The organism is Spirosoma sp. KUDC1026 (genome assembly GCF_013375035.1).
Classification (GTDB): Bacteria; Bacteroidota; Bacteroidia; order Cytophagales; family Spirosomataceae; genus Spirosoma.
In genome coordinates this window covers 4,068,958-4,088,544 of sequence record NZ_CP056032.1, presented here as the reverse complement: position 1 = coordinate 4,088,544, position 19,587 = coordinate 4,068,958, and the positions used below count along the sequence as shown (strand labels likewise).

11 protein-coding genes are annotated in these 19,587 nt (G+C 52.5%); 10 read left to right on the top strand and 1 reads right to left on the bottom strand.

What is annotated here, in order from left to right; translation table 11 throughout:
* Positions 1-324: 324 nt before the first annotated feature.
* From HU175_RS17050 to HU175_RS17015, 8 genes are all read left to right on the top strand, one after another.
* Positions 325-927 carry a NifU family protein gene (locus tag HU175_RS17050; RefSeq protein WP_176567733.1) on the top strand — a complete coding sequence of 201 codons (603 nt, stop codon included), beginning with the start codon at positions 325-327 and terminating at the stop codon, positions 925-927.
* A gap of 263 nt (positions 928-1,190) precedes the next feature.
* On the top strand, positions 1,191-2,624 hold the full coding sequence (locus HU175_RS17045) for a DUF5723 family protein (RefSeq protein WP_176567732.1): 1,434 nt from the start codon (positions 1,191-1,193) through the stop codon (positions 2,622-2,624).
* A 132-nt stretch (positions 2,625-2,756) separates the two neighbouring features.
* Positions 2,757-4,865, top strand: a complete 2,109-nt coding sequence (gene recG, locus HU175_RS17040) for an ATP-dependent DNA helicase RecG (RefSeq protein WP_176567731.1) — start codon at positions 2,757-2,759, stop codon at positions 4,863-4,865.
* A 202-nt stretch (positions 4,866-5,067) separates the two neighbouring features.
* On the top strand, positions 5,068-8,301 hold the full coding sequence (locus HU175_RS17035) for a SusC/RagA family TonB-linked outer membrane protein (protein ID WP_176567730.1): 3,234 nt from the start codon (positions 5,068-5,070) through the stop codon (positions 8,299-8,301).
* 15 nt (positions 8,302-8,316) lie between these two features.
* On the top strand, positions 8,317-10,173 hold the full coding sequence (locus tag HU175_RS17030) for a RagB/SusD family nutrient uptake outer membrane protein (protein WP_176567729.1): 1,857 nt from the start codon (positions 8,317-8,319) through the stop codon (positions 10,171-10,173).
* A gap of 123 nt (positions 10,174-10,296) precedes the next feature.
* Entirely contained in the window at positions 10,297-13,737 is a 3,441-nt protein-coding gene (locus HU175_RS17025; protein WP_176567728.1) for a VCBS repeat-containing protein, read from the top strand.
* A gap of 121 nt (positions 13,738-13,858) precedes the next feature.
* Entirely contained in the window at positions 13,859-15,142 is a 1,284-nt protein-coding gene (locus HU175_RS17020; RefSeq protein WP_228724189.1) for an McrC family protein, read from the top strand.
* A gap of 46 nt (positions 15,143-15,188) precedes the next feature.
* Entirely contained in the window at positions 15,189-16,505 is a 1,317-nt protein-coding gene (locus HU175_RS17015) for a gluconate:H+ symporter (protein WP_176567727.1), read from the top strand.
* Here HU175_RS17015 and HU175_RS17010 read toward each other — a convergent pair.
* Complete coding sequence (locus tag HU175_RS17010; RefSeq protein WP_176567726.1) at positions 16,498-16,965, bottom strand: DoxX family protein; 468 nt, start codon at positions 16,963-16,965, stop codon at positions 16,498-16,500. The genes HU175_RS17015 and HU175_RS17010 overlap by 8 nt on opposite strands.
* Before the next feature lie 95 nt (positions 16,966-17,060).
* Between HU175_RS17010 and HU175_RS17005 the strand changes: the two genes are divergently transcribed.
* Together HU175_RS17005 and HU175_RS17000 are read left to right on the top strand one after the other, a co-directional pair.
* Positions 17,061-17,642 (top strand): hypothetical protein, encoded by a 582-nt coding sequence (locus HU175_RS17005; protein ID WP_176567725.1) that lies wholly within the window; start codon positions 17,061-17,063, stop codon positions 17,640-17,642.
* 193 nt (positions 17,643-17,835) lie between these two features.
* Positions 17,836-19,569 (top strand): hypothetical protein, encoded by a 1,734-nt coding sequence (locus tag HU175_RS17000; protein WP_176567724.1) that lies wholly within the window; start codon positions 17,836-17,838, stop codon positions 19,567-19,569.
* Positions 19,570-19,587 lie beyond the last annotated feature (18 nt).

The following is a 19,587-nucleotide window of genomic DNA, read 5'->3' as shown; positions in this document are numbered from 1 at the left end:
GCGCTACGTAACAAATCAATACAAAACCCGGCTGATTCGTCAGTCGGGTTTTTTTGTGGGGAAAACGAAGAGGGAAGATGTGAGATATAAGACAAAAGATATGAGATATAAGACAAAAGATATGAGACGTAAGACGTGAGAAGAAAGACAAAAGACGTAGCTGGGTGAGACCGCTATCTGTTTTCAGCCCTTCGGTCTTGTGTCTTATGTCTTTTCTCTTATGTCTTATCTCTCACGTCTCTTCTCTTTCTTCTCCTCCCGCCATCAAACTAAAAAAAGATTGATGCTGTTAGCCCCGTACGGATCAATCAAAACCTTATCCCGATGAATCCCACGCTGAATCGCCCTGTTTCTATATTTACCGAAGGCAGCCCCAATCCGAACTCGATGAAGTTCGTCATTAACTTTGAACTGGTTCCGGCCGGACTTTCCTTCGACTATGCCGCTCCGTCCGATGCGCTCGTTACGGGAAAAGAATCGCCCCTAGCGGTCGCCCTGTTCGGCTTCGATTTTGTGCAGCGGGTCTTCATTGCCGGTAATTTCATTACCATTACGAAGAATGACGAAACCGATTGGGATGAAGTTCTCTTCGAACTCAAGTTCTTCCTGAAAGAATATTTTGGCGAACAGAAGCCCGTGTTTGCCCAGAAGACCATGGACGCTAACAGCGTGAAGCTGGATATGGACTCTGAAACAGTACAGAAGATCAAAGCGGTACTGGATCAGTATATCCGGCCCGCGGTTGAATCCGACGGGGGCGCCATCAGCTTCTATTCCTTCGATGAACCCAGCGGTACGGTAAAAGTGCTTCTGCAGGGATCGTGCAGCGGTTGCCCATCGTCGACGCTGACGCTGAAAGCGGGCATCGAAAACCTGCTGACCCGCCTGGTTCCTGAAGTGAAACTGGTAGAAGCCGAGGGCGTGTAAAACAGCGCTGAACAACGTAACTAGTGTATAAAACAGCCCACTGCCGGTCGACCGGCAGTGGGCTGTTTTGCATTTAGACATAGTTGATTTGCCAGGGCGTTTCAGGCGGAATTCCGCAGCAACTGCAAACACACAGCGTTAAATGATGTTTCTTTGTTAAAATATAACCATTCACTATACACACCTCTGTTTTCGGATGAACCATAACTACGTTGCCAACAACACGTAATAACGAAAACAGAATGGTGTTAACAAACGTATTCATGAAGTATTCGCTGCTGCTGGGAACGATGTTCCTGACAACAACGGCCGCTCTGGCCCAGAATATGCTGGGCATCTCAACCAGCCGCTACGGGGGAACGAACCGACTCTACATTAACCCGGCGCTGGCTGCCGATTCGCCCAGTGAGATTTATTTCAATATCGGAACGGTAAACGGACACCTTGATAACAACTATGTTCGTTACCAGGCGCCGTTCTCACTGTTTCAACTCATCACCGGCAGCGTTCCTCCCCAGTATCGCAAACCCAACGGGGCGCTGGACTTTTCAACCAACTACACGCGGGAAAATCTGGACGGAGCCCCCAAAAACGGTACGTTATCCGGCGAAGTGCGCGGGCCGGCCATCCTGAAACGAGTTGGGGAAAGCTCGGCCTTTGCCATAACGACCCGATTCCGCGCCATAGCCCAGGTAACCAATGCCTCCCAGGAGCTTCTGTCGGCTATTCGGTCTAGTCTGAACGACGGGGCGATATACGGAATTCCAAATCGGAACAACGGGTTTGGAGTTAATGCCAATACGTATTCCGAAATCGGTGTTACGTATGCTGGAGCGCTGTTTGAAGGCGAGGCAAGCAAGCTTCTGCTCGGAGCTACGGCGAAGGTATTGCTTGGGTATAACGCACAGCACCTCATCAACCGGGGCCTTGACTATCAGGTCGTGGCCGACCCAGATAACCCCAATAGCGCTTTGCTGGAAGTTAATCGCTTCAATGCTACGCTGGGGTACACGACCTACCTGCAGAACCGGGGATTGGGATTGGGTACGCTGTTGAACCCATCGGCGCCGGGGAAGGGTGTCGGGCTGGATGTCGGTCTGACGTTTGTCAGTCAGTACGATAGCGACAGTCCGGCTTGGCGGCTGGGAGCGGCTGTGACCGATATTGGGGGATTAACGTACAAAGGTGAACAATATGAGTACGTCAACAGGGTGCAGACAAATCCGATCATTTTCCGCAGCAGCGACTTTGATCGGATCAACAGCGCGAGTGATCTGCTGAACGTCATTCAGACCAAGTTTAATGCGAACCGGACGCCAGATGATACCCGTTTTTGGGCGGGGCTGCCCACTTCGCTAAACCTGACCGCCGATTATCAATTACCCGACGGCGCTGGTATCAGCGTAACCTACCTGCGCGATATGCGGTCGGATGAGGCTACCAGCGTTCATCAGCCCACGCTGTTTGCCATAACACCCCGTTACGACAAACGCTGGCTGAGCTTTGCCCTACCCATTTCGTACCTAAACCGGGGCCTGACCGCTGGTGCATCGCTGCGGGTGGGACCAGCCTGGCTGGGGACCGATAACTTTCTGGGCCTGGTTGGGACCAGCTCGAACGGCATCAGACCCCGTGGTCTGGATGTGTACGGTGGAGTGGCTTTTGGTCTGGGGGGATCTCGCCGGGACGATTATTGATCTGGTGTTTCCGTTAATTGCATTACCGCAACGCGATTAACGGAAACACCGCCTATGCCTTTTTTCGGTTTTGGTGGAAATGCGTAAATTTGATCAAATCCCGCCTGCAAACCGGAATTTGCCGGGTCTGCCATGACCGAACGTACCACTTTTTTTGATACCCCACTCAGCTACCTCAAAGGGCTCGGACCGCAACGGACCGAGCTGCTCAATAAAGAACTGAATCTGTTCACCTACGGCGATCTGATTCAGTATTACCCATTTCGGTACGACGACCGAACCCGTTTCTATACCATTAGTGAGTTAATGGATTCGATGCCGTCGGCGCAGGTACGGGGGCGATTGCGTGACTGGACGCTGGAGGGCGAAGGCGGTAAGAAGCGACTGGTAGCTACGTTCTCCGACGGAACCGGCTCAATGAGTCTGGTCTGGTTTCAGGGCATTACGTTCATCGAAAAAACACTCCGGCGGGATGGCGAGTACGTGGTCTACGGAAAACCGCAGTCATTCAACGGACATTTCAGCATTATTCACCCCGAGCTGGAAAATACCGCAACGGCTTCTGAAACAGAAGCGGGCTTCTTTCCCGTTTATAACCTCACCGATAAACTCCGTAAACGGTATCTGGACAGCAAGGCGATTGGAAAAGCCATGCGCGGCCTGCTCGAACTATCATGGCCGCACATCCGCGAAACGCTGCCCGACGCCCTCATTCAGCAGTACCGGCTGATCAGCAAGCGGGATGCTATGTGGAACATTCACCTGCCCCAGCATCAGGGGTGGCTGAAGCAGGCGCAGCGACGGCTAAAGTTTGAAGAGCTGTTTTACAACCAATTACGGCTGATTAAAAATAAGCTGATTCAGAAAGAAGAGTTTCCGGGGCAGATTTTCCGGGATACGTCGCTGATGAAGCACTTTTACAATGAGCTGCTTCCCTTTGAGTTGACCGGTGCCCAGCAGAAAGTTATTAAAGAGATTTACGCCGATTTCCTGACCGGCAAACAAATGAACCGGCTTTTGCAGGGTGACGTGGGTAGCGGGAAAACCATTGTAGCGTTCATCGCCTGCCTGATGGCTATTGGCAGTGGGGCGCAGGCCTGTATTATGGCACCCACCGAAATCCTGGCCGATCAGCATTACAACGGGCTGAAACCATTCGCTGACGCGATGGGTCTGAACATCGGTATTCTGACGGGGTCGACAAACAAGAAGCGCCGGGTTGTGCTGCACCAGGAATTGCAGGAGGGAAAAATGCACATTCTGGTCGGGACGCACGCGCTGCTGGAAGATGCGGTACAGTACAAAAATTTGGGGCTGTGTATCATTGACGAGCAGCACCGCTTCGGGGTAGCACAGCGGGCCAAACTCTGGCGCAAGAACGAAACCGTTCCGCCCCATATTCTGGTCATGACTGCCACGCCCATTCCCCGAACGCTGGCCATGACACTCTACGGCAACCTGGACGTATCGATCATCGACGAATTGCCCAAAGGCCGGAAACCGATCAAAACGGTTCATAAATACGACAAGCACCGATCTGAAGTGTTTGGCTTTATGCGGCAGCAGCTTGAATTGGGCCGGCAGGTCTACGTCGTGTATCCGCTGATTGAAGAATCCGAGAAACTGGACTACAAAGATTTGATGGATGGCTTCGAGAGCATCCAGCGGGCGTTCCCCCGGCCTAACTACGAAGTGGGAATGCTGCACGGGAAAATGCTGCCGTACGAGAAAGACGATGAGATGAAGCGATTCCTGAAACGGGAAACCCAGATCATGGTCGCCACGACGGTTATTGAGGTCGGGGTGAACGTACCAAACGCCAGCGTCATGGTAATCGAAAGTGCCGAGCGCTTCGGCTTATCGCAGCTGCACCAGTTGCGGGGCCGCGTCGGTCGGGGAGCCGACCAGTCGTACTGTGTTTTGATGACCGGCTACAAGCTCAGCACCGATACCCGCACCCGACTGGAAACGATGGTCCGGACAAACAACGGGTTTGAGATCGCCGACGTGGACTTACAATTGCGCGGCCCCGGCGATCTGAGCGGTACGCAGCAAAGTGGCGTGATGGATCTGATGATTGCCGATCTGGCAAAAGATGGGGCTATACTTGCCGCTGCCCGCGAGTCGGCGCAGGCTATCCTGACCCAAGATCCGGAACTGGTTCTGCCCCAGCACGCACCCATCCGGAATCACCTCGACAATATCAAGCAAACCGAAAATAACTGGGGACGGATTTCATAAAAAAACTCTATTCTGCATTGATAGGCGACTACCAAAATAGTTGCCTTTTTTGTGAGTATAAATAAGTAAGTAAAAACAGACGATTAACTCATTTTTAATGCCAGTAGGTTAGAATAAAGTCAATATAAATTATAAAAGAGTCAGTAGAAAACTACTTGCGTGCACTTTAACCTATGTTTAATCTTATAATCAGGATACGTGTATGCAAGCAAACTTTACCAGGGGCAGTGCTTCTTCAGCAACTCAGACCTCTTGGAAAACAAGACGCTTTACGGGCGTCCGCTTTGGTATAACGGCCGTACTACTGTTATGTACATTAGCCGTTTTTGCCCAGTCCAAGATTTCAGGACGTGTTGTTGACGATCAGCAACAGGGGTTACCAGGTGTGAGCGTTGTGGTGAAGAACACAACGGTTGGGGCGGTAACGGACGTAGAGGGGCGTTACTCGATAAACTTGCCTAATAAGGCAACGGCGCTGGTCTTTTCTTACATTGGTTACATTTCGCAGGAGGTACCGATTGATGGAAAGGCCAGTATTAACATTAACATGGCGGCCGATACGAAGTCTCTGAACGAAGTTGTCGTCGTGGGGTATGGCACGCAGCGGAAAGAAACCATCACGGGTTCTGTTGTGGCCGTTAAAGGGGCCGATCTGGTGAAGTCGCCAACGACGAACCTGTCGAACTCGCTGGCGGGCCGTCTGCCGGGCGTAACGGCGGTAAACCGCAGTGGTGAGCCGGGTTACGATGGTTCGGTTATCCGGATCCGGGGTACAAACACGCTGGGTAATAACAGCGCTCTGGTCGTAGTGGATGGTATCCCTGACCGGGCGGGTGGTCTGGACCGGATCAACCCAGCCGATATCGAAACCATCTCGGTCCTGAAAGATGCATCGGCGGCTATTTATGGATCTCGGGCGGCTAACGGCGTAATCCTGATTACGACCAAACGGGGTAAAACAGGCAAACCGCAATTATCGTACTCCTTTAACCAGGGTATCGCACAGCCAACGATAGTACCCAAGCTGGCTAACGCGGCTCAGTACGCCGAAATGCTCAATGACCTGAGCGTGTACGAATTGCCCGTTGGTGAATGGGCGGCAGCAACTCAGGCATACAGAACGAACGGTGCGTATACGCGCCCTGCCAGCGCGGGTGATGCCGCCGGACAGGTTCGAACCGCTCCGTACTCGCCAGCGGATATTCAGAAATACAACGATGGATCGGATCCCTGGGGGCACCCAAACACGGACTGGTATAAATCGACGCTGAAAACGTGGTCGCCCCAGTCGCGTCATAACCTGCAATTGACGGGAGGAACCGAAGACTTCAAATATCTGGCTTCGCTGGGTTACCAGAATCAGGACGCTTTCTACAAAAACTCGGCCACGGGTTATAAGCAGTATGATCTTCGCCTGAACATCGACGCGAACATCAACAAGTACCTGCACGTAGCAATAGGTATTCTGGGTCGGGAAGAGTTCCGGTACTACCCAACACGGGGTGCAGGGGCTATCTTCCGGATGCAGATGCGGGGCAAGCCAAACCAGCCTGCGTTCTGGCCCGATGGTCGGCCGGGTCCGGACATCGAGAATGGTGAAAACCCCGTCGTGATCACGACGAACGCAACCGGATATGACCGTGACAAACGGGATTATATTCAGACGAATGGTCAGGTGGATTTCAAAATTCCTGGCGTCGACGGACTGAAAATACAGGCAACGGCGGCCATTGATAAGTTGAACCAAAATAACAGACGCTGGGAGACGCCCTGGACGCTGTACGAGCGGGGTACGGGTGTTGATGCCAACGGTAATCCAAACCTGACCGCCAGCAAACGCGGACCAGCTGAGCCCCGTCTGACGCTGGGTAATAACACGCAGTTGAACATCCTGCTGGGTGCCATCGGTACGTACGAACGCAAGTTTGGCGACCACGGTATCACGGCACTGCTAGGGGTAAACCGCGAAACCATTACGGGGGACAACTTTAATGCATATCGCCGGTATTTCATCTCACCCGCTATCGACCAGTTATTTGCGGGTGGTGCGCTGGAGCAAAACAACGGTGGTAGTGCCTTTAACCGGGCTCGTCTGAACTACTTCAGCCGCCTTGCCTATAACTATAAGGACAAATACCTGTTCGAGTTCCTGGGTCGGTATGACGGATCGGACATCTTCCCGGAGGCAACCCGCTACGGATTCTTCCCCGGCGTAATGGCCGGCTGGGTAGTGTCGGAAGAGGGTTTCTGGAAAAATACCGTTCCTGTTATGAACTACTTCAAGGTACGGGCATCGTGGGGTCAGTTGGGTAACGACCAGATCTATTTCCCTGGCACGACAACCCTGGCAACGTATCAGTACCTGCCAACCTACGGGTTCAATACGTATATCATTAACAACGCCCAGCAACAAACGCTGTCGGAAGCCCGTATTCCTAACCCAACCATTACGTGGGAAGTGGCCAACAATGCGGATATTGGTATTGAAGGTCAGTTGTTCAACGGTAAAATCGCCTTTGAATTCGATTACTTCAATAACCTGCGGACGTCGATTTTGTACCCACGGAACGCGTCGGTGCCCCGGACAACGGGTCTGACCCTGCCGCCGGAAAACATCGGTAAAGTGCGGAACAGCGGTTTCGACGGTCAGATCAGCTACAACGGTCAGGCCGGTGCCGTTCGCTACAGCGTAGGTGTTAATGGTGGCTACGCACAGAACAAGATCATTTTCTGGGACGAGGCCCCCGGTGCTCCGGAATGGCAGCGTTCGACAGGCCGGCCAATCAATTCGTACGTTACGTACCAGTACGACGGCGTATTTGCTACGCAGGCTGATATTGACGCCAACAAACTCGATTACTCGGCTATCGTGAAAACGTTACGTCCCGGCGACATGAAGTATAAAGATTATGACGGTGATGGTAAAATAACCCCGAATGATCAGGTACGTAATAACCGGACCCAGCTGCCGTTATTTCAGGGAGGTATGAACATTACAGCTTCGTACAAAAACTTCGACTTAACTGTTCTCTTCCAGGGAGCTGCCGGAGCACAGCAGTATATCAGCCTGGGAGAATCGGGTAACATCGGTAACTACCTGCAGGAGTTCTACACAAACCGCTGGACTGTCGATAATCCAAGCAGTGTACATCCTCGCATTGCAAACCGTAGTGATCAATACTATTCGGGTGGTAACACCTACTGGCTGCGGTCGGCGGATTACATTCGTCTGAAAAACTTCGAGGTTGGATACACCATTCCAGAGACGTTTGGTAAAAAAATCGGTGTAAACAGTCTGCGATTCTACATCAATGCGCTGAACGCCCTGACACTGGTTAACCGGCTTGGTTCGTTCGATCCGGAAGCTGATAACGCAACGGGTCAGTATTATCCGCAGTCGCGCATCATCAACGGGGGACTAACGCTTCGTTTCTAAAGCATTTATTACAACATGATACAGAAAGTCAAAATTATAAGTCTGGCGCTGCTTGTTACGTCGATTAGCATAACGGGCTGTAACGACAACTTCGTCAATACACAACCGCTGGATCAGGTGGCTGGTGACGCCGTATGGAGCGACCCGGCTCTTACGGAAGCCTTCGTAACAGGTATCTACGCGGGATTGGGGCAAGGTGGTTTCTATGAGCAGCAGTTAGCTTCGCTGACGGATGAAGCTATATTCACGCACCCGGGCCGGGGCATCACGACCATTACGGAGGCTCGGTCCAACCCCGCCGATGCGGGCTGGATCAACGAGACGATTGACTGGAACCAGATGTACCTGCGCATTCGGGCGGCCAACCTGGCCATTCAGAATCTGACAACGCCTAAGTTCGCCAACACAAGCGGTATTGTTGATCGACTGATGGGTGAGGCTAAATTCATGCGTGCTTACTACTATCATCAGTTAGTACGCTACTACGGTGGGGTACCCATCGTGGATAAAGTGTACGGACTGGGTGAAGCTGATTATACTAAGGCACGTAATACGATGGAGGAGTGTATTAACTTCATCACGAAGGACTGCGACGATGCGGCAGCACTGCTGAAAGGTAAATCGCCAGCGAAAGGCCGGGCCAACGAACTGGCAGCCCTGGCGCTGAAATCCCGGATGCTGACCTACGCGGCTAGTGACCTGTATGACGCAGCAACGGCCAAAGCAAAATCGTCGACGCACGCTGCTTTTGCCCAGCCCGCTATACTCGGTTACGTAAGTGGCAGCCGGGCCGATCGTTGGCAGAAAGCAAAAGCTGCGGCAAAAGCTGTACTGGATGCCACGAGTGGTTATCAGCTCAATCTGTCGGCTCCCGCTACGAAAGATGCCGGTACGACTAACTATATGAACATTGCCCTGTCGCGCAACGGCGGTGATCAGGACGTGCTGTTCTCGCGATCGTTCATCAACCAGAAACCGGAAGCGGGTGGACAGCAAGGCCTATTCAACGGTCCGAACGGCTATCACAACTGGGCGGGTAACACACCCATATCGCTGCTGGTTGACGACTACGAAATGATGGACGGTTCTAAGTTCAGCTGGAGCGATCCGGCGAAAGCGACGACGCCATACGCCAACCGCGATCCTCGTTTGTACGCGTCGATTCTGTACGATGGTGCTCCCTGGAAACCACGCACGGCCGACGTAGCCGCTAAAGATCCCGTCAACCAGATTCAGACGGGGCAATACGAAGTGACGAGTGGTAGTGGTAAAGTCTCCGTGGCGGGTCTGGATACCCGGAAGAGCACGGTCGAAGACTGGAACGGCAGCTATACGGGGTATTACATGCGGAAATTCATCGATCCGAACCCGGCGATTGTCGATCAAAATACGTACCAGCAGATCCCATGGCCGTTCTTCCGCTATACGGAAGCCGTCTTCAACTACGCCGAAGCTTGTATTGAACTGGGCGAAGATGCCGAAGCGAGAACGTGGTTGAACAAAATCCGTTTCCGTTCGGGTATGCCTGCCCTGACCGAAACCGGCGATGCGCTGCGGCAGCGGTACCGCAACGAACGCCGGATCGAGATGGTGTTTGAGGAACAGCGTTACCACGATGCTCGTCGCTGGATGATTGCCCCAACTACGCTGGGCCGCAAAGCCAATACGATCAGCATCACGGGTACGCTGAAAGCTGGTAAAACAGTGTCGCTCTACAAGTACGATCCAACCAGTTACGATTATTCGTATCGGGTAGTAGACATCGATCCGGGTAAAGAAAACCGGGCTTGGCTGGATAAGATGTACTTCCTGCCCATTAGCCGGGACGAAATGAACCGGAATAACAAACTGGTTCAGAACCCAGGTTATTAGTAAAATACGGATGACGTAGACAGTAGCCGCGCTGCTGTTTACGTCATCATTCAAATCAAATCCTCGCTGGTATGTAATACCGGCGAGGATTTTTTGTAAATTTCTTCGTTGAATCCTCTTCGAATGTTGACGCTTTCCCGTTACTCACTAGTATTTATCATTACACTGACCAGTCTGGTCAGTGCCTGTACGTCGGACAAGAAAGAAACCGAAACCCCCAAAAATTACGGTCCGCCCTTGTTTACCCTGCTTTCGCCCGATCAGACGGGGGTTACGTTTAGTAACAACCTGACCGAAGGGCCAAATACCAACGTCCTGATGTACGAATACTTCTACAACGGTGGGGGCGTAGCGGTGGGTGATCTGAACAACGACGGGCTGGAAGACCTGTACTTCACGGCTAATATGTCGCCGAACCAACTGTACATCAACCGAACCACGCCCGGTAAAGGAAACATACGATTTACCGACGTAACGGCAGCCGCGGGCGTAGCCGGTCGCGAAGGACCGTGGAAAACGGGCGTGACGATGGCTGACGTCAATGGCGACGGTAAACTCGATATTTACGTATCCCATTCAGGGGCCGTACGTCCCGAAAGCCGACTGCCTGAACTGTTCATCAACGACGGTGCTGACGCGCAGGGGGTACCGCATTTTACCGACCGCACGGCTGAATACGGACTTGCACAACCCGTGCAGAGTACCCAGGCCGTCTTTTTCGATTACGACCGCGACGGTGACCTCGATCTGTTTCAACTGAATCATAATCCCCGCCTGTTACCCGTGCTGGATCCGGCCGCTACGGCCGCGCTGATGAAACAGCCAAATCCCGAGATTGGCGTGCGGCTTTATCAGAATACGGGTAACTATTTTACGGATGTTACCAGTAAATCGGGACTGAGCAGCTCGGCGCTCAGTTACGGACTGGGCGTTGGCGTGTCGGATCTGAACGGCGACGGCTGGCTAGATCTCTACGTATCGAACGACTATGGTGTACCCGACTATCTGTATCTGAATCAGGGCAAAAAAGGCGGCCCCATCTTTCAGGACGTTCTGAAACGGAGCGTTGGTCATACGTCCAATTTCTCGATGGGGAACGCCGTTGCTGATGTGAACAACGACGCCCGGCCCGATATTTTTACGCTCGACATGCTGCCCGAAGACAACAAGCGGCAGAAACTGCTGATGGCACCTGATAACTACGAAAAATATGCGTTGGCCGTAGCGTCCGGGTTTCATCACCAGAACATGCGAAACATGCTTCAGATTAACCTGGGGAGTAAGGCAAGTGAAGGAAGAACGGCAGCGTCTACCCCGCTTTTTGCCGAAATAGGTCAGATGGCGGGCGTCTCGAATACCGACTGGAGCTGGTCGCCACTTTTCGCCGATTACGATAACGACGGCTGGAAAGATCTATACGTAACAAATGGCTACGTTCGGGACTACACTAATCAGGATTTTCTGAAGTACATGAACGACTTCATGCAGAATCGACCCGCCAACCCAAGCCGGGAGGATATTCTGCAGCTGGTTCACCAGATGCCCGCGTCGAACGTAACGAACTACCTGTTCCGGAATCAACTGGGCGACCGGCGCGGTGGTAATGAGGTATCATTCGCCAATGTTGGAGCCGCCTGGGGACTTTCACAGGCGTCGAACAGTACGGGTGCTGCCTACGCCGATCTGGACAACGACGGCGACCTGGACCTGATCATTAATAATACCAACCAGCCCGCTTTTATTTACCAGAACGACGCCAATAAAACGCAGAAACATCATTATCTGGCCTTGAAACTGGTTGGTGCTGGTGCTAATACGCAGGGGGTTGGCGCATCGGTCACGGTATATAGGGCTGGAAAAGAGCAGTATCTGGAGCAGATGCCTACGCGTGGCTATCAGTCGAGTGTATCGCCCCGGTTACATTTTGGCCTTGGTGCCGATTCGGCCATTGATTCGGTTCGGGTGATCTGGCCGACAGGTAAGCAGCAACTGCTGACGAACGTAAAGGCCGATCAATTGCTGGTGCTTCAGGAAAAAGACGCACGTGCTGGCATAAAATCGTCCCGCACGCCAGCTACGCTGTTTCAGGAGGTTACCTCTCCGCTGGTGCATACTTACCCAGGCAGCGCTGTTAACGATTTTAAACGGCAGCCGCTGCTGGTAAACGCTCAGTCGTTTGGGAGTCCCTGCCTGGTTAAAGCTGATGTAAACGGCGACGGTCGGGAGGATGTATTTGCTGGGGGCACCAGCGGCCAGGCGGCTACATTGTTCATCCAGCAAGCGTCGGGGCAGTTTTCGCGGCTGGCGCAACCGGCCTTTGAGACCGATAAGGCATGCGAGGATACGGATGCTGCTTTCTTCGATGCCAACGGCGACGGCTTCCCGGACCTTTACGTGTGCAGTGGCGGCTATAACGATTTTCAGTCTGAGGGCGACGCCCGTTTGCAGGACCGACTCTATCTGAACGACGGGAAAGGAAAGTTTTCGAAAAGTACGAACGCACTACCCGCAATGCAGACCAGTACCAGTTGCGTGCGGGTGACGGACATGAACGGCGACGGGAAACCTGACCTGTTTGTGGGCGGGCGTGTTGTACCCGGTCGCTACCCCGAAGCACCCCGTTCGTATCTGCTCATCAACAATGGAAAGGGGCCAAATGGTGAACTGAAATTCAGTGACCAGACCGAAAAAGTGGCTCCGTCGCTGGCTCGAATCGGGATGGTGACCGACGCGGCCTGGACAGATCTGAACGGTGACAAAAAGGCCGAACTGGTCGTAGTCGGGGAGTGGATGCCCGTTACAATTCTGGCCCAGACCAACGGGCAATTTGCCGATAAAACGGGCGACTACCTGCCGAAAGAGTACCGGGGCTGGTGGAACAAACTCCTGGTCGATGATCTAAACGGCGACGGTCGCCCGGATCTGGTGATCGGTAACCAGGGCCTCAATACGCAGTGTCGGGCCAGTGAAAAAGAGCCGGCCGAACTCATCTACAAAGATTTTGATAACAACGGCAAGATCGATCCGATTCTGTGTCTGTACGTACAGGGTAAAAGCTATCCTCATGCCACCCGCGATGAACTACTGGATCAGCTTGCTATGTTACGGCCCCGTTTTACCAATTACGAAACGTACTCGAACGCTACGGTATCCGACGTCTTCACGGCTGACGAACTGAAGGATGCTAAAACGTTGACCGCTAATCAACTGACAACAACCTACCTGGCCAGTAGTCCCGGTGGAAAACTGGAAGAGCAAACCTTACCGATGGCGGCTCAGATCGCACCCGTATTTACGCTGACTACGCTGGATGTCAACCACGATGGCCGGAAAGATTTACTCCTTTGCGGAAACACGTCGCAAACCCGAATCCGGTTTGGACGGGCCGATGCCAACTACGGGGTGCTGCTGGAAAACGACGGGAAAGGAGGCTTTCGGGCCGTCCCGGCAACACAGTCGGGTTTTCACCTGACGGGTGATGTGCGTAGCGTTGTGCCAGTGGGAAATACGTTATTGGTAGGTATCAACCAGCAGGCTGTAAAGGCATACCAATTAAAAAAATAGCAGAATTTTTTAGACAGGATTACAGCCGGGCCGCGCCACGGTGGCCGCCGGGCGGAGTAAAAGGATTGGTTTGTTAATTCTTAAATCCTGCTAATCCTATTTAAAAAATCCTGTCCATAGAATGATGAAACGTCCTGAGCTGATTGCGGTGCTGGAAAACGGGCTGATTGGCAGTGAGCGTGCGCAGGCGAACCAGTTGCCGGGTCTGGTTACGGTATCGGATGCCGTATTTCAGGCTATTCGTCAGTTCGTGCTGGAAACAGAAGGGGCCGATGAGCTACTGACGCTGTTCCGGCAGAAAGGCTGCGATCTGATCAAGGTGCGTAATTACGTCGGCCTGCTGCTGGTGACGCGGGATATTCAACTCGAAATCCTGCCCAAAGTCGGCACGACGGGGGAGGGGCGGGCTAGTCTGCTGCGGATGCTACGGTACCTGCGCCATAGTCCATTCAAGACGCTTCCCAACGCCCTCACGAGCGATACCCGGCTGCCCCTTTGGGATGTATTCGTATCGACCTTTCTGACAACGGTCGAGGCACTGGTCGGGCAGGGGATCCAGCAGACGTACCGGCTGGTAGAGGGGAATGAACGTTACTGGAAAGGGAAGTTTCAGGCTGGCCGGCAGTTGCGCGAAAACGCCTGGCACGCCGAACGCCTGGCCGTACGGTATGATGTACTGACCGCCGACGTACCGCCGAACCGGGTGTTAAAAACAACCCTGCTCTATCTCCAGAACCGTACGGTCGTTCCGGCACTCCAGCAACGAATTCGCCAATTGCTGTCGCTATTTGATGACGTTTCGCCGGTCGACTCCGTCGCGGATGCCCTGCGGGAGAGTCGCCGGACCAACCGGCTGTTTGCCCGTTACGAACTCGCCCTGCGCTGGGCCGAAGCGCTACTCGGTCAGCGGGCCTATGGCGTGAAAACCGGCTCGATGGATAGTTTGTCGCTGCTCTTTCCAATGGAGCAGGTCTTTGAAGATTACGTCACCCACGGGATCCGAACGTACTGGCCCGAACCGGATCGGGTAACGGTGCAGGAATCGTCGGCGCATTTGGTGGACGAGCATGCTGGAATCCCTAAATTCAAACTGCGTCCTGACATTCTGATTCGCCGGGCCGGTCGATTGCTGGTGCTCGATGCTAAATGGAAACGAATCGATAGCCGGGAGCCGGGTAGTAGTTACGGTATCGACCAGGCCGACCTGTACCAGCTATACGCCTACGGCAAGAAGTACGGCGCTGATGATCTGTTCCTGATCTATCCCGCAAACGAGCACTTCCAGAAACCCATCCCCAGTTTCGGCTACGATGCCAGTACCCGCCTGCATATTGTGTCGGTCGATCCGCGAAATCGGCTGGCGGATGAAGTAGAAAAACTGGTGCAACAGACTTTAGCGAAGTAAGCCGGGCAGGCGGTTAGGTCTGCTCCTGGCTGTTAACCCACCGCTTATGCCCCTTATTCTGACGCTGATTGGGATTCTGACCCTTATTTTCCTGGTTGTCTTTGTTCGCCTGGATACATTTATCTCCTTCGTCCTGGTGTCTATTGGAATCGGGCTTGCGTCAGGCATGACGGTTCCGGCAGTAGGAAAAGCCATTCAAACGGGTATTGGCGGAACCCTCGGCGATCTGGTCTTAATTGTTGGTTTCGGGGCCATGCTGGGCCGATTGGTAGCCGAAAGCGGAGCTGCGCGACGTATCAACAACGTATTAGTGAAGCTGTTCGGGGTTAAAAATATTCGCTGGGGGCTAGCCGTAGCCGGATTCATCATTGGTATTCCACTGTTCTACAATGCTGGTTTTATCATTGTCGTGCCGCTGGTGTTCACCGTTGCGGCCTCACTGAATTTGCCTTTGCTTTCGGTTGCCATCCCAATGCTGGCTGCTTTGTCTGTGGCACATGGCTACCTGCCGCCACACCCATCACCGTCGGCCGTGGCTGGGCAACTAAACGCCAGTATCGGACAAACGCTGCTGTATGGCATCATCGTAGCGATACCAGCCATTATCATTGCCGGGCCAATATTCGGAAAAACGCTGGTGAATATTCCGGCTTCGCCCAACCGCGATCTGTTCGATATCCGGGAGGTGCCTGATGAGCATCTGCCCGGCACGGGCATCAGTTTTTTCGTCGCCTTGCTGCCAGTTATCCTGCTCACCGCCTTTGGTCCGCTCAAAACGAGCCTGCCCGATACGTCAGCGCTGAAACCACTGGTTGCTCTACTCGCCGAACCTTACGTCGGTATGCTGGTATCGGTGCTGGTGGCCATCTACGCCCTGGGTATTCAACGGGGGCAGACTATGAAAGCCGTTACGAAGGATCTGGAAGACGCCATTAAGGCCGTATCGCCCATTCTGCTGGTGATTGCCGGAGCCGGAGCGCTGAAGCAAATTATTGCCGACAGCGGGACCAGTCAGTACATCGGTAGTCTGTTGAGCGGGCTATCAATTCCACCATTATTGCTGGGCTGGGGGATTGCCGCCTTTATTCGGGTGTGTGTGGGTTCGGCAACCATTGCTGGCCTGACGACGGTAAGTATCGTGCTGCCTTTGATTCAGGCGCAATCCGTTGAGCCGGAATTAATGGTGCTAGCCATTGGGTCGGGCAGCCTGATGTTTTCGCACGTTAACGACCCCGGTTTCTGGCTGTTCAAGGAGTATTTTAACCTGAGTATTTCGCAGACCATCCGGTCGTGGTCAATCATGGAAACAATCGTATCGATTATCGGACTGATCGGTGTACTGCTCCTGGATTTGGTTATCTGATCTGAGCCAGTAGGCTGATCGTACAGCCGTAGGTCCAGACGATGAACAAAATTTGTAAAGGTACCCTGAACCACAGATACCGGGGGCCATTGCCATCGGTAGTGCCTTTTTCGTAGTCGATATGCCGCATAGCGGCATTGATGTTGGCGGGGAGTAAGACGACGAAAAAGATGATCAGACACCAGCCCGTGATGTCGCGAAGAGCAGGAATGTGGATGCCGATTGCTCCCGCCAGTTCAAGAACGCCGGTTAGGTACACCATCCCGGTTTTAAAGGGAATAAAATCTGGAATCATGGCTGCCATGCCTTTGGTAAAGGCAAAATGTCCACCCGCCGTGAAGACCAGCATCGCCGACAGGCCAATACGTCCGGCAAAAGCCACATCGACCCGGTCGTCGATCAGGTAAATTCCAATACCCGCCAGAATAGAAACAATCAGCAGAACAAGTAGTGGCTTCATAGGGGAGTTGCTTACTTTTTGGGTAACAGTATGAATTTAAGCGGCTAATCGATAGCTTGTTACTGTGAATATCGTTTTTATTAGAAACTCTAGGTATGAAAAAAACTACAATACTGACAGTGAGCCTAACAACTCAACAAATAGATTCAAGCCTGGAAAAGGCTAAGGTAGGTCTCGCCAAATATCTCAACATTCAAAAACGCTTAAATGACCTAGCAGGTAAGCCACTGAAGGATGACGCTGATTTCAGGAAAAGCTTCAACGGCTTCTATCGAATTCGCCAAAAGCCAGCCGCCTGGTATGATACTTTCTATGAGTTGCTTGATGAATCTCGCAATCAATCTGTTGATTTTTCAACTATACTCCGGTCTTTACACATAGCTACGGACAGATATGAGGCTTCATTTGCTAGCAAATTGCTGGCCACTTTGAACCCACAGATGCCAGTTATCGATTCAATTGTGCTGAAGAATTTAAACGCAAAATTACCCTACCAAAGTGATCCGAATCGATTTAATAACATTTGTTCATTGCATGAGGAAATAAACCGCTGTTACAAAGAATACCTACAGTCCGAAAACGGTAGGTATTTGGTTAAACAATTTCAAAAGACTTATCCAAACGTTGACGTCACAGAAATTAAGATGTTAGATCTCGTCCTCTGGCAATCTCGATAGTCTTGTTTCGAAGTTTGCTTACTGCTGATACAGAGTATGGCCTGAGAAAAAATGGATAATCTGACTAAAGCAAGTATAGAAAGACCGAAGCTACGTTCGTTTTGGCTGGCTAACTCGTGCCCGTCAACCGATATGTTGACAAAACAAATGACTAAATAAGAACAGGCTTGATTCAACAGACAAATTACTCGTTATGAAAAAGATATTTATCTGTTTAATCGGTTTCGGAATACTGGGAGTGAGTGCCCTTTATGCGCAGCCCGTTTCCGTTGACGTACAGGTCGATGCCACGACCACCGGTTACCGGATCAATAACGACTTTGTTGGGTTTAGTTTCGAGGGGAAAACCATGACGACAGAGGGCGGGGCCGGTTCGACAGTCGCCAGTTTCTGGGAAGCTTCGCCTACGGCACTAACGCGCTTTCGCAACATACTAACCAATCTTAGTCCCAGTTCCGTTATCCGGATCGGGGCCAATTCCGGTGATCAGCTGGCCTGGACGCCTGGCAATCGGGGCACGAACACCGACGTAAGTAGGCTGTATAACTCGGATATCGATAAACTGTTTACGTTTCTGGGAAGCGTTAACTGGAAGTGCCTGTACATGATAAACTTTGCCAAGGATAGCACTAACTACGCCGGGAATGCTGTGGTCGAATCAGCATCGGAGGCCAGTTACGTCTACTCAACATACAGTGCCCGGCTGAAAAGCATCAGCATAGGGAATGAGCCGATGGCCTACGTCGTCAACAAATACCGGAACCCGTACACGCCCAGCCTGTATGTCGCCAATTACCTGCCCGTCTACGATGCCATCAAAGCTGTCAATTCGGCCGTTCCAATCAGCGGGGGCGATATTGGCCGACGGTCCGAGTACAATACCTGGAACAGCGGATATCTGGGGAAAATGAATAACCTCCCCACTACGTCGCCCGCCCGTCCGATCGATACGTTCAATGCGCACGCCTATATGTTCAGAAGTAACGAACTGACAGGCACTACGGAACAGAGTGTCGATGCGCTGATCAATTCACTCACGCCCGGCAGTACGTTCCTGACGAACCTGAGCTACCTGAAAACACTGACCGAAACGTATAATGCACCGTTCTGGATGTCAGAAACAAACAGCGTGGCGGGGAGTCTGGCGGGCGTAACGAACAGTTTTGCTTCGGCGATCTGGGCACTGGATTACTTATATACGCTGGCGAGTTACAACGTGAAAGGAGCCAATTTTCATAGTGGCGGCAACAGCTCCAGTTACGCGCCCATCTACCGGGTCAGTACGGCCAACGGAACCTATGCCATTGGGTCTATCTATTACGGACTTCTGGCTTTTGCCGACGGCGCGCTGAATCAAAGGCTGCTGGCCGTGGCGCCAGCGGGATCATCTGCCAATCCGCGCACCAGTTATTATGCAACCGCCAGTGACGACGGCAGGACGGTGAAACTGACGCTGATAAACAAAGATTTCACCCGCCCGATTATAGCTAACGTACGTGTGCCGGGAATTAACATCAGCACGGCCAGTTACCAGACGCTACGTCCGCAGACGAACATGTACGACGTGGCCGCTGCTACGTATTATGCTAATGCGCAGCTAGGTACCGACGGGAGTTTTACCAAGGGGGCACCTACTGCGCTTCCGGTAACGAACGCGACTCAGTTTGCAGTATCTGTGGCGCCCATGACAGCGGTCGTTGTTACGCTGACCACCAGCGCGGCTTCATTCTACACGGTTAAGGCAGGAAGCTGGACCGATGCAACGGTCTGGTCAGGGAACCGGGTGCCGACAAAAACGGACATTGTAGTGGTGAAACATGCCATATCTGTTCCGGCTAATACGGTTGTCCACGCGCAACGGGTCGTTTTTCAAACCGGTCAGAAGATACAGTTCGATCAGAACGCCCGGTTGCAGGTGAATCTGTAATTACTCACTAACGCAGCC

Excerpts from the sequence above, each read along its gene's own strand:
- HU175_RS17050 (WP_176567733.1), top strand. The coding sequence starts at position 325 with ATGAATCCCACGCTGAATCGCCCTGTTTCTATATTTACCGAAGGCAGC.
- HU175_RS17045 (WP_176567732.1), top strand. The coding sequence starts at position 1,191 with ATGAAGTATTCGCTGCTGCTGGGAACGATGTTCCTGACAACAACGGCC.
- recG (WP_176567731.1), top strand. The coding sequence starts at position 2,757 with ATGACCGAACGTACCACTTTTTTTGATACCCCACTCAGCTACCTCAAA.
- HU175_RS17035 (WP_176567730.1), top strand. The coding sequence starts at position 5,068 with ATGCAAGCAAACTTTACCAGGGGCAGTGCTTCTTCAGCAACTCAGACC.
- HU175_RS17030 (WP_176567729.1), top strand. The coding sequence starts at position 8,317 with ATGATACAGAAAGTCAAAATTATAAGTCTGGCGCTGCTTGTTACGTCG.
- HU175_RS17025 (WP_176567728.1), top strand. The coding sequence starts at position 10,297 with ATGTTGACGCTTTCCCGTTACTCACTAGTATTTATCATTACACTGACC.
- HU175_RS17020 (WP_228724189.1), top strand. The coding sequence starts at position 13,859 with ATGATGAAACGTCCTGAGCTGATTGCGGTGCTGGAAAACGGGCTGATT.
- HU175_RS17015 (WP_176567727.1), top strand. The coding sequence starts at position 15,189 with ATGCCCCTTATTCTGACGCTGATTGGGATTCTGACCCTTATTTTCCTG.
- HU175_RS17010 (WP_176567726.1), bottom strand. The coding sequence starts at position 16,965 with ATGAAGCCACTACTTGTTCTGCTGATTGTTTCTATTCTGGCGGGTATT.
- HU175_RS17005 (WP_176567725.1), top strand. The coding sequence starts at position 17,061 with ATGAAAAAAACTACAATACTGACAGTGAGCCTAACAACTCAACAAATA.
- HU175_RS17000 (WP_176567724.1), top strand. The coding sequence starts at position 17,836 with ATGAAAAAGATATTTATCTGTTTAATCGGTTTCGGAATACTGGGAGTG.